Annotated in this window: 7 protein-coding genes and 1 pseudogene; 4 read left to right on the top strand and 4 right to left on the bottom strand. The window is 63.5% G+C overall.

What is annotated here, in order from left to right:
• The 3 genes and pseudogenes from FHT19_RS24295 to FHT19_RS24290 form a co-directional block, all read left to right on the top strand.
• Positions 1-305, top strand: a 305-nt coding sequence (locus FHT19_RS24295) for a hypothetical protein (protein ID WP_211189001.1), incomplete at its 5' end; no start/stop codon positions are given.
• A gap of 55 nt (positions 306-360) precedes the next feature.
• Positions 361-3,006 carry a TonB-dependent receptor gene (locus FHT19_RS17780; RefSeq protein ID WP_348981801.1) on the top strand — a complete coding sequence of 882 codons (2,646 nt, stop codon included), beginning with the start codon at positions 361-363 and terminating at the stop codon, positions 3,004-3,006.
• 134 nt (positions 3,007-3,140) lie between these two features.
• A pseudogene (locus FHT19_RS24290) lies at positions 3,141-3,297 on the top strand (transposase); the annotation flags it as partial.
• Positions 3,298-3,345: 48 nt separating this feature from the next.
• Here FHT19_RS24290 and FHT19_RS17775 read toward each other — a convergent pair.
• On the bottom strand, positions 3,346-4,341 hold the full coding sequence (locus FHT19_RS17775; protein WP_248290533.1) for an AraC family transcriptional regulator: 996 nt from the start codon (positions 4,339-4,341) through the stop codon (positions 3,346-3,348).
• Between FHT19_RS17775 and FHT19_RS17770 the strand changes: the two genes are divergently transcribed.
• Positions 4,340-5,089 (top strand): SDR family oxidoreductase, encoded by a 750-nt coding sequence (locus FHT19_RS17770; protein ID WP_169476128.1) that lies wholly within the window; start codon positions 4,340-4,342, stop codon positions 5,087-5,089. The genes FHT19_RS17775 and FHT19_RS17770 overlap by 2 nt on opposite strands.
• Before the next feature lie 69 nt (positions 5,090-5,158).
• On the opposite strand, the gene FHT19_RS17765 is transcribed toward FHT19_RS17770, so the two are convergent.
• The 3 genes from FHT19_RS17765 to FHT19_RS17755 form a co-directional block, all read right to left on the bottom strand.
• Entirely contained in the window at positions 5,159-7,471 is a 2,313-nt protein-coding gene (locus tag FHT19_RS17765) for an EAL domain-containing protein (protein WP_169476126.1), read from the bottom strand.
• Positions 7,472-7,540: 69 nt separating this feature from the next.
• Positions 7,541-9,451, bottom strand: coding sequence for a glucans biosynthesis glucosyltransferase MdoH (gene mdoH, locus FHT19_RS17760; protein ID WP_169476125.1), 1,911 nt, complete (start codon positions 9,449-9,451; stop codon positions 7,541-7,543).
• A complete protein-coding gene (locus tag FHT19_RS17755) occupies positions 9,448-11,010 on the bottom strand; it encodes a glucan biosynthesis protein (protein ID WP_246866187.1) in 1,563 nt (520 codons plus the stop codon). The genes mdoH and FHT19_RS17755 overlap by 4 nt, the downstream gene beginning before the upstream one ends.
• Positions 11,011-11,034: the final 24 nt, after the last annotated feature.

Below are 11,034 nucleotides of genomic sequence, written 5' to 3'. Positions count from 1 at the left end.
AATTGGGTTTATTTTTACCCCCGTTCCTCTGCACCTGTAAAGCCGGTAAAACCCGGGGGGGGGGTAAAAATACCACACCGCCTGGTTTGGGGTGTGTATTTTGTCCACGCCGCCTATGCCCTGATCGACGTCCTCAACCGCCCTATGTCTTGATACTCGCCGCAGGCGACATCTGCGACGTCAAGGCCGCGCTGACGTTGCGCGAAGACGGCAATAGCTGGGTCTTCTCAGGTCGGCGCAGCCGTAAGGGCGCCCGCCGCTACGACAAAATTGCTGCCACTTCCTCTCAGGCGCAGCACCTATAACCGTACTGACAACAGGATTGTAATTCGGTCTCAGGTCTAAGTAAATCGACCATTCGTGGAATGGCTGGATCTTAAAGAAGCTTCAGCAAAATATGGCCTCTATCCTGAACAAGGTGAAAATACCTTCTTACGGGGAGATGAGGGATTTATGAATACTAACTATATAAATCTTGCCAATCACTGCTCATCCATATGCGTGATAGCCCTCATGCTTCACAGCGCGCCAGCTCTTGCCCGCGACAGTGAAAAGCCATTGACCGCTTGGGAAGCAAGCCGCGCGGACAATGACAGCGATATGGTGACAACTGGTGTTGCTCGCGCGCGCGATCGTCTCGACAGCGCCACTTCGACCAGTTCGCTCAAGGAAAATGAGATCGCGAAGCTGGCTCCCCGGTCGCTCGATGATCTTTTCCACAACATTCCGGGCATTCGGGTCGAAGGCGGCTCGGGCGAAGGCATGAATGCCTATACTGTGCGCGGCCTACCCCTGGTCAACGGCGGTGCGAAATATCTCCAGATTCAGGAAGACGGCCTGCCCGTGCTGGAATTCGGCGATCTCGCGAACATGGGACCGGATGTTTTCGTGCGTGCGGACCTCAACGTCGCGTCGGTCGATTCAATCCGCGGCGGCTCGGCATCGACGTTTGCTTCAAACGCACCGGGCGGTGTGATTAACCTGATTTCCAAGACGGGCGAAGTCGAGGGCGGCTCAGTTCAGCTGTCGTCGGGCCTTAACTATGGTAGCAACCGAGCTGATTTCGACTATGGCACCCGCTTGAACGATACTTGGCGTTTCCACATCGGCGGCTTTTATCGCGCTGGCGAAGGCCCGCGCAAGACGGGTTATAACGCAACCCAGGGCGGCCAGATCAAGTTCAACCTAACCAAGCAGTTCGCCGGCGGGTCGATCCGCTTTTATGGCAAATTTCTGGATGACAAGTTTCCCGGCTACATTGCCGGCCCGATGACGGTGAGCGGGACGGACGCCAAGCCGATCTACGGCAACCTGCCGCAGTTCAACGCTGTCACTGACACGGCAATGTCTCGCTATATCTCAAACATGAATCAGGTGGATGCCTTTGGCAATATCGTGTCGACCAACGCGCAGGACGGATATCGCGTCAGCGCAAAAAGCGTTGGCACCGAAGTCCAGTTCGGGTTGGGCGGCTGGAGCTTCACGGAGCGTTTCCGTTATTCGGACATGTCGGGCCAATCCGATATCGTTGATCCCCAGCTACAGCTGAACGCTCCCTTTGTGTTGCTTGGCGTGATCGCGCCGGGCGGCACCGCAACCTACGCCACCGGTCCCAATGCCGGCCATGTCATCAATCCGCTCACCGTCAGCGGCAATGGGCTCGTGGCATTGTCCACTATCGGGCATACCAAAATCAACAGCCTGCGAAACTTCACCAATGATTTTCGCGCCAGCAAGGTTTGGCAGATTGGCGGCGGCGACCTGACGACAACGGCCGGCGTCTACAAATCGCTGCAGAAGCTTGACCGTGAATACTTTGGCTCGGTCGTGATTCAGGATATCGTGGGCAATGGCAATTCCGCGCTGATCAATGTCCAGGACCCTTCCGGCGCCTATATGTTCCGCAACGGCGTGCTGCAGTATAACGATGCGCTGAACCCCAACCGCCACGTGAATGTGGATTACGACGTTCTGGCGCCTTATGGATCGTTCAACTTCCACAAAGGCAAAGTGGCGATCGGCGGCTCGGTTCGTTATGATCGGGGCAGGGTTACGGGCAGCATTGCTCAGGCCAACGCCTCGCAGAATGTCGATGTTGATCGCAACGGTATCCTCGACATGGCTGAACGGGGTTTTGCCAACGGTGTGGCCATTGGCATCCCGTTCATCTCGCCCAGCGCGTCGCAGCCTGTCGATTACAGATATGGCTATGCGTCCTATTCGGTGGGTATCAACTATCGCATGGCTGAATCCCTCGCCCTCTTCGCCCGCCACAGTCTTGGCGGCCGTGCTGGCGCCGACGCCCTGTTGTTCTCGCCCGCCATCAGCGCAAGGACCGGCGCGCTCCTGAACAAGGATGCAGGGCACGATTCCGTGCGCCAGAGCGAGGTCGGTGTGAAATTCCGTCGCAACGGCATCACGCTCAATCTGACCGGATTTTACGCGACCACGCGGGGAACCTTCCTTCCGAATCTGCCCGATGCGTTCGGCCTCAAGACGCCAACGCTGGTGTCTCGCTCCTATCGTACCTTTGGTGCGGAATTCGAGGGCTCTGTCCACCACGGTCCGTTCAGCCTCGCCGGCAGCGCAACGCTCACAGGTGGCGAGATCACGGCCGATGCGCCTGCGTTCTCCAACACCTTGTTCCCGGTTGCGAACCCGATAAAATTGGTCGGAAAGACGCCGCGTCGCCAACCGACTCTGCTCTACACGCTAACGCCGCAATATGATTCCGATCGCTTCACTGTCGGGGCTAACGTGGGGGGCCAAACCTCCAGCTATGCCGATGATTCGGATATGCTGAAAATGCCCGGGTTCACGACTGTGGGTCTGTTTGCACAGTATCGGCCCGTTGATCGCCTCTCGCTGGGCGTCAACGTCTCGAACGTCTTCAACACGACGGCAATCCAGGAAGTGAACGCAACGACCATCCCGCTCAACGGGGTCGCTACCGCGCGCACGCTTTATGGCCGCCTGGTCTCGGCTTCAGCGCGGTTTTTCTTCTAAAAAAGAATACCTTTAGGCTGCTTCGGCAAAGCCCCCCACGGGGCTCGCCGAAGCGGCTTTGTTCGAGCCCACCCCAACGGTTGTTTAGCAATAACAGCACGTTGTGATTCACGCCGTCCTGAGAGAGATAGAATGAAGGATGGCGTCATTCCAGCGATGTGACTGACCGGGGGTGGGCCTTGGCAGCGCCGTTCATCGCTGCCGCCAAGCGCGGAGGCCGACGCCGGACAAACGGACATACGCGAAGTCGCAAACGCCTTGCTGTATGTTGCAGCGGGCGATTGTGCCTGGGCAGGCGGCACCGTTCGGCAGTCCCGTTTTTTATCTCCATCGCATGGATCAAGCCGCCGCGCGTGCGAACTTGCCTGGCGGGCAGCCCAGCCGCTTGCGAAACGCCGTGCTGAAGGCGCTGGCTGACCCATAGCCTATCTCTTCTGCGATCCGATCGAGCGTCTTGTTGCCGCGAGCCAGCGCGTCCTTGGCGATCGCCATGCGCCAGCGCAGAAGATACTCGATTGGGGCGCATCCCAACACTTCACCGAACCGGGCTGAGAAGGCCGAGCGCGACATGCCCGCGACGCTTGCGAGTTCTGCCACTGTCCAGTTCGCACGGACATCGGCATGGATCGCCTGTAACGCCAGGGCGATCGCCGGGTCCTGCATCCCGTTCAACAGGCTTGCGGGGACAGCCTCGTTGCCAAGGTTGCGCCAGCGAAGCGCCTCGACCAGCAGAGTTTCCAGCATGCGCCGAATGATCAACGCCTTGCCGGGGTAATCGGTGGCGCATTCCTCAGCCAGCAGATCAATCAAACGCCCGAACCGTGTCGAACGGCCTTCGGAGGCCGGGATGTGGATACGCTCGGGCAGAAGGGAAAGCAGAAGAGGAGCATTCACCCGCTCGAAGGCGAAGCTCCCGCCCAACGCCACGAAGTCAGGCGCTCCATCAGGGTCGCCATGCCGGACGGCTTCGTCACGCGGCGTGACACGTGTACTCGCAATATGAGGCCCGCTTGCCAACGAGAAGGGTGGCGTGGTCGGCAGCAAGAGAAAATCTCCTTCAGCCAGACGCAGCGGCTCCTTGCCATCAACGGTCAGCCACGCCTCGCCCGAGAGGATGATCGTAAAGCCGGGCGCGTCGTGCGCGTCGTAATGAACAGCCCAGCGCCCCTTTCCGGAGATCGGCTTCGACACTGCGGCGCTTGGGCGCAACAAGGCGACCATGTCGCTGAGGGGATCCATATTCTTGGACGATCCATAATTTAATGCGGATTCCTCGTTATAGATCGTGCACATCACCTCGTCTATCTCTTGGTCAACGAAACTGGAGACTGACATGACCAAGACCGTCCTCATCACCGGAACCTCGTCAGGCTATGGCAAGGCGATCACCGAACATTTCCTGGCGCAGGGTTGGGATGTGATCGCCACGATGCGGCGGCCCGAGGCGGCCAATTTCGCTGGCGACACCAGCCGCTTGCGGGTTCTGCCGCTCGACGTCACCGACGAAGCGAGCATCGCGGCGCTGATCGACGCCGCTGGCCCCATCAATGTGCTGGTGAACAATGCGGGCATCGGCGCGGTCGGAGCGTTTGAGGCAACGCCAATGTCGCTGGTGCGCCAGCTATTCGAGACCAACACGATCGGCGTGATGGCGATGTGCCAGGCGGTCATCCCGCAGATGCGGGCGCGCCGCTCAGGCATCATCGTCAATGTAACATCGAGCGTCACGCTCGGCGCTTTTCCGCTGGCAGCCGCCTACACCGCGAGCAAGCACGCGATCCAAGGGTTCACGGGCTCGCTTGCCCACGAGCTCGCCTACTTCGGTATCTCGGTAAAGCTGGTCGAGCCCGGCTATGCCCCAACCACCAACTTCGGCGCGAACGCCATCATTCCATTCGACCAGTTGCTCCCGGGCGAGTACGCCGACTTCGCCAAGCCAATCATGGAAGGCTTCGCCGCGCCGGCACTGACCACGCGAGAGAGCGATGTGGCCGAAGGCGTTTGGAACGCCGTGCATGATGTAACCGATCGGCTTCGGTTTCCTGCGGGGCCAGATGCTGTAGCGCTCGCGGAAACCAACTGACCGCCAATCCTGTGCCGGGCCCCGGAAACGGACCGGGGCCTCCGCGCATCCGCCCCCTCGCACCGCTTCTCAGGCCCGTTTGGCCTGTTCGGGCGCGGCCTGCTCGGGCGTCGTCTGACCGGGCGTGGCGGCGCGGCCAAACAGGTAGCCTTGGGCTTCGTCGCAGCCTTCTTCCATTACCAATTGGCGCTGGCTTTCGGTTTCCACCCCTTCGGCCAGGACCGGGAGACCGAGGCTGCGCCCCAGGCCGACGACGGCGCGGATGATCGAGCGGGCCTTGGCGTCGGTCAGGGCGCGGGCGACGAAGCTCTGGTCGATCTTGAGCTTGCTGAACGGGAAGCTTTGCAGGTTGCTGAGCGAGGAATAGCCCGTGCCGAAATCATCCATGCTGATATGCACGCCCAGCGCGCGGATCTGCTCCAGGATGGCCAGGGCACCATCGCGGTTGGCAATCAGTGCGGATTCGGTGATTTCCAGCTCCAGCCGCGCGGGTGCCAGGCCGGTCTGGCGCAGCGTGCTGGCGACGATGTCTGGCAGATTGAGCACCTGCAGCTGTACCGGCGAAATGTTGACGGCGACGAAGGCATCGCCCGACCACTGGCTGGCCGCAAGACAGGCCTGTTGCAGCACCCATTCGCCGATCGTCACGATGGCACCGCTGGCTTCGGCCAGGGGGATGAACTCGCCCGGCGCGATCGCTCCGAGATCGGGGTGGCACCAGCGCAGCAGGGCTTCATAGCCCTGCACGGCATGGGTGGCGGGATCGACAATCGGCTGGAAATCCAGGTGAAACTGCTGGCGCGCCAGGGCATGGGCCAGGTCTGCCTCCAGCCGCAGGCTGGCCCTGGCCGAGGCATCCATGGCGGAATCAAAAAAGCAGATCTGCCCACGGCCGGACTGGCGCGCGCGATCGAGCGCAAGGACTACGGCAGACTTGAGCGTTTCGGGGGAATGGCCGTCGCACGGATAAGTGGCGATCCCGGTGCTGAGCGCGACGGCGCTGGGATCGCGGGCCACGTCCCAGCGCGCGGCCATGGCTTCGGCCACGGTGGCGACCAGGCGGCGGGTGTCTTCCGGGCCATCGGCCATGCGCTGGATAATGCAGAATTCGTTGCCGGCCACGCGGCACACGACGTCTTGCGGATGGGCCACATGGCGCAGGATATCGGCCACCTCGCGCAGGATATCGTCGCCCACCGGCGGGCCGAACACCTTGTTGATCGTGGCCAGGCGATCGATTTCGAACGCGACGAGCGCGCAATAAGGCGGTTCGTCGGCCAAGGTTTCATCGAGCACGCGACGCGCCAGGCTGCGATTGCCAAGGCCGGTCAGCGTGTCGTGCGACGCGAGGTATTCCACGGCATCCTGCGCTTGCAACCATTGGCCGATGGTCGTTTCGAAATCGCGGGAAATGCGCTCGTATTCGGCGGGCAGATTGGGCTGGGCCTGGGCCAGATCCCCCTTGGCCATGGCCGAAAGCGCGCAGGAAATGCGATCGATCACCACCTCGCGCTTGCGCTCCTCCTCGCGCGCCTGCTCGGCCAGGCGGCGTTGCACGGCAAGTTCCTGGTTGGCCTTTTCGCGCACCTTTTGCGCCACGAGCCGCTTGATCGCGTGGAGCGCCTGGCTGATCGCGCCGATTTCATCGCTGCGCTGGGCGCCGGGAATGGCATGGTCCAGCGCGCCTTGGGCCATGGCCCGCATGGCATCGGCCAGGCGCACCAGCGGCGTTGTCACGCGTTGCAGCAGGCAGGCGATGATCAGGCCGGCCACTGCCACCATCACCGCACCCAGGCCCACGGCCAGGCGGACGGCCTGGCGGATATTGTGCGCTTCTGCCCGCGCCACGGCCATCGAGCGCCCCTGCTGGTGACGGATCAGGGCATCGACCGCGCTGCCCACGTTTTCGCCCACGCGCGGCGCATCGACCTGGTAAAGCGCGGCGGCCGCGGCATAATCGCGCAAGGTGAGGCGCAGCACGCCTTCGCGCGCGGCTTTCCATTCGTGCCAAGCCGCCTCCACCGGCACGAACAGCGCCTGTTCCTGCGGTTCGCGGATCGTGTCGCGATAGCGCTGGATCAGCCGATCGGCCTCCATGATCGCTTCGCGCGTGGCGGTGGTTTCGGCGCTATGGCGCTCGGGCGAGCCGTCGATTAGCGCCTTGGCCATGTGCTGGCGCGCGCCGGTCACGGCTGTCTTGATGTGATCGAGTTGCACCAGACGGGGGATCACGTCGTGCTCGATCTGCTGGATATGGCGATCGGCATCGATGGCCGACCGCACGGGAACCAGAACGGCAGTCAGCGCCACCAGCAGCAGCACGGCAAAGCTGCCCAGAACGAACGATCGGATCGTGATACGATTGACGACGTCCAATGGCACGAACGGGCTCCTGGCAGCAAACACGGCTGCCCGGCTTAGCCGTGCGCCGGCAAGAACCTGCCAAGCAGCCTATCCGTGTTTTTGCGCAAGGGCGGATTCGCCATCCGGCAGGGTCTGCCCGGCGGGACCATTGCCGGCCGGCCCGTCGCCAGCCGGCCCGTCGCCAGCCGGATCTGGCACTTCGGCCCGGCCCACGCGCATGGTGCGGGCCGGCACGCGGAACAGCCCCCGCCGCGCGGCCGCTTCGCCCAGATCCTCGCGCGAGGTGAGGCTGACCAGCCAGGGCGCGCCCAGCAGGCCGATGGTGAGCGGAAGCAGCCACAGCGCAGTGACGGTATCGAGCCACAAGGTGCCGGCAAAGGCCAGGCCCAGCAGGATGTGCTCGCGCATGGCGGGCAGGATGGCGCGCAGCGAAATGGCCTGGGCATCGCGGTTCTGCGCGTTCCATTGCGAGGGGATGCCCAGCAGCAGGCCAAGGAGCGCCTTGATCTGCAAGACCATCGAGACGGGTGCGAACAGCGTGGACAGCACCAGTTCGGCCAGGACCGACTTGAGCGCGCGCCACGGGCCGCCAAACGCAGCGCAGCGCTGCCCATCGGCGAGGATCCAGATCAGTCCCATCAGCTTGGGCCCGAACAGCAGCAGCACGGTGAGCGCCAGCACGCCTGCCGGCACCGTCATCAGCACATTGCCTTCCACGCCCCCGCCCACTTTGGCCATGGCCACCTGGGCAATCGTGGCCAGGATCAGCAAGAGCCAGCCTGGCGAAGTGAGATAGGCCGATGCCCCGATCAGCAGGTGCAGGCGGCTGGTGGCGGCGAGGCCCGAGGCGCCAATCAGGCGCAAGTGCTGTAGGTTGCCCTGCATCCAGCGCCGATCGCGCAACGCGTGATCGACGATGGTGGGCGGATATTCTTCATAGCTGCCACCGATCATCACCATGTGCACGGCCCAGCCGCGCCGCCGCAACAGCGCGGATTCGACCATGTCGTGGCTGAGGATGTGGCCGCCAAACGGCGCCTTGCCGGGCAGATCGGGCAAGCCGCAGCTTTCGGCAAAGGCGCGGGTGCGCACGATCGCGTTGTGACCCCAGAAGTTGGCCTCGGCCCCGCTCCACCACAGCAGCCCGGCCGAAGCGATCGGGCCATAGGCCTCGCTGGCAAACTGCATCCAGCGCTGGAACAGGGTGCGGGCGTTGGTGATCATCGGCACGGTCTGGAGCAGGCCGATCGAGGGACGCGCTTCCATGATCGAGGCGAGCCCGACGATGGCCGCCCCGGTCATCACGCTATCGGCATCGAGCACCAGCATGTTTTCATACGATCCCCCGAACCGGCGGACCCATTCGGCAATATTGCCCGGCTTGCGGGCAATGTTCTGTTCGCGCCGACGATAATAGAGGTTGATTGGCGCGCGGGCGGCAAGTTCGGCCCAGGCGGCTTCCTCGCGCTTGCCATGCAGGGCGCTGGAATCGCTGAGCACGAAGAAATCGATCCACCGCGCGCCGCCGGCACGATCGATCGCAAAGGCCATGGCCTCTACCCGTGCGAAAACGGCGTCGACGTCTTCGTTGTAGACCGGCATGAGCACGGCCGTGCGGTGCGCCAGGCTGGCGGCCGGTGACGGCACGGGGACGAAACCGGGATGCGCGCCGCTGATCAGTTGCACGAAACCGATCGTCGAACTGACAAAGCCGAACGCCACCCAGCTGAACAACGGGACGAAGAACAGCAGCAGCACCACTTCGATTGCGTTGAGCCCGTCGCGCGAGAAGGCCACGCGCACTTCGCTCGATGCCGCCAAGCCGAGAACGGCGGTCAGCGCGATCAGCAGCCAGCGCTTGACCATCAGCCCATGGGGCCGCGTTTCCACCTCGCGCCGCGCGGGCGCATTGCCGAACAGACGCTGCACCGGCATGTCGAGCGGGGCTTCGGGCGGAAGCGCCGGGGCGACGGGCCGGAGCGGCGGGCTGGCGGTCATGGTTGCACGGCCTTGATCACCGTTTCGCTGAGCGCGCCGCTGCCGCGCTTGAGGAACAGGCGAAACTCGCGCTGGGCGAGGCCCTGCGTCTTGATATCGAGCGTTACGCGCCACTGCTTGTCGCGCCCGGCGATCGGGCCCACCGCCCTGTGCAAGACGGCCGCGGCGGGCAGGTCCACTTCCACGCTGACGCCACTGCCACGGTTGAGCCCGGCCAGCGCCTCGCCTTCGAAATCGAGGACATAGCGCGTGGCGCCGGGAATGGGATCGCCGCCCGGGACCCCGCCCGGCCCGACGAAGACCTTGATGCAGCGGGCGTTGGCATTGGCGGCCAGATCGCGGCTGGTCCAGGTGAGGCGATAGGCAAAGTCCTGGCGTTGACCCGCCTTGGCCGGACGATCACTGAGCCAGAAGGCCGCGACATTGTCCACCGTTTCGGAAATCGTGGGAAAGGCATAGAGTACCACGGCCCCTGCCCCCCAATCACCTTGGGGTTCCACCCAGAGCGAGGGGCGCCGATCGTAGAAATTGAGATCGTCCTGGTAATGGTCGAACACCTGGTCGCGTTGCACCAGGGCAAAGGCCTTGACCGAGTCCGCCCGAAACGTGTTGGTGCGCGGCTCCGGCGGGTTTTCCAGCGGGCGCCAGATACGCTCGCCATTGGCCATCCAGATCGCCAGGCCATCGGAATCGTGCACTTCGGGGCGCCAGTCCCGCCGATCCATCGTGGTCGCTTCGTCGAAGCAGAACATGCTGGTCATCGGCGCAATGCCGAGCCGCGCCACGTCCTTGCGCAGGAAGAGCGCCACTTTGACGTCTTGCACCACGCCGGTCTGGGTCTGTCGCGTGTCGAACGCATAGGCCCCCGTCAGCGACGGGCCTTCGAGCAGGGCATGGATGACCATGTGCTGCGTGCCCTGCTCGCTGCCGAGATCCTCGATCCAGAATTCCGTGAATTCGGGAAATTCCTCGGCACCGGGCATCGTGCCGGTGTCCACCGCGATGCCGCGTGCGGAAAGGCCGAACTGATCCTTTTCCCCGGCCGCGCGGAAGTAGGACGCTCCCAGGAACGCCAGCCAATCGGCGTGGCCATCGGCATACATGACCCGAAAACCGGCGGGATCGACGTTCTGCGCCGCCCCGAACAGGCCCTGCGTGTTGACCACTGCCCGCGCCTGGCCCCCTGCCACCACATTGACGGCGACAGCAAAGGGCGCGGTCTCCAGCCGGGTGGGAAACAGGCGCACATGGCCGGGCAGGCTTTGTGCATCGCCATAGGTCAGCCGCGCGGCATCGTCGAACGTGGGGGCGGCATGACGCGACACGGTGCGCGGAACGAACGCACGGCGCGCCGAACCTTGGGCGCGGGCCACCAGGCTGTCCCAGGAAAAGGACCGCGCGGGGCCAAGATTGCCGGGCCCTTGCGCCATGACGCGGCCGGGCAAAGCGGCAAGGCCGGCCAGTGCCAGCGCCATGCCACCCAATGCGCGGCGGGACAGGCCGTTGGCCGATGGAGCCCCGGAAAAGTCGATGGGGGGATAATCGGTGGGATCGGTCATGCCTGCCCTAACGCTGACTCTGCT

Origin of the sequence: Novosphingobium sp. SG919 (genome assembly GCF_012932495.1) — a bacterium.
GTDB classification, from domain to species: Bacteria; Pseudomonadota; Alphaproteobacteria; order Sphingomonadales; family Sphingomonadaceae; genus Novosphingobium; species Novosphingobium rhizosphaerae.
The sequence above is the reverse complement of the archived record's forward strand: the minus strand, read 5'-3'. Positions and strand labels throughout refer to the sequence as shown.

Excerpts from the sequence above, each read along its gene's own strand:
- FHT19_RS17755 (WP_246866187.1), bottom strand. The coding sequence starts at position 11,010 with ATGACCGATCCCACCGATTATCCCCCCATCGACTTTTCCGGGGCTCCA.
- FHT19_RS17775 (WP_248290533.1), bottom strand. The coding sequence starts at position 4,341 with ATGTCAGTCTCCAGTTTCGTTGACCAAGAGATAGACGAGGTGATGTGC.
- FHT19_RS17770 (WP_169476128.1), top strand. The coding sequence starts at position 4,340 with ATGACCAAGACCGTCCTCATCACCGGAACCTCGTCAGGCTATGGCAAG.
- mdoH (WP_169476125.1), bottom strand. The coding sequence starts at position 9,451 with ATGACCGCCAGCCCGCCGCTCCGGCCCGTCGCCCCGGCGCTTCCGCCC.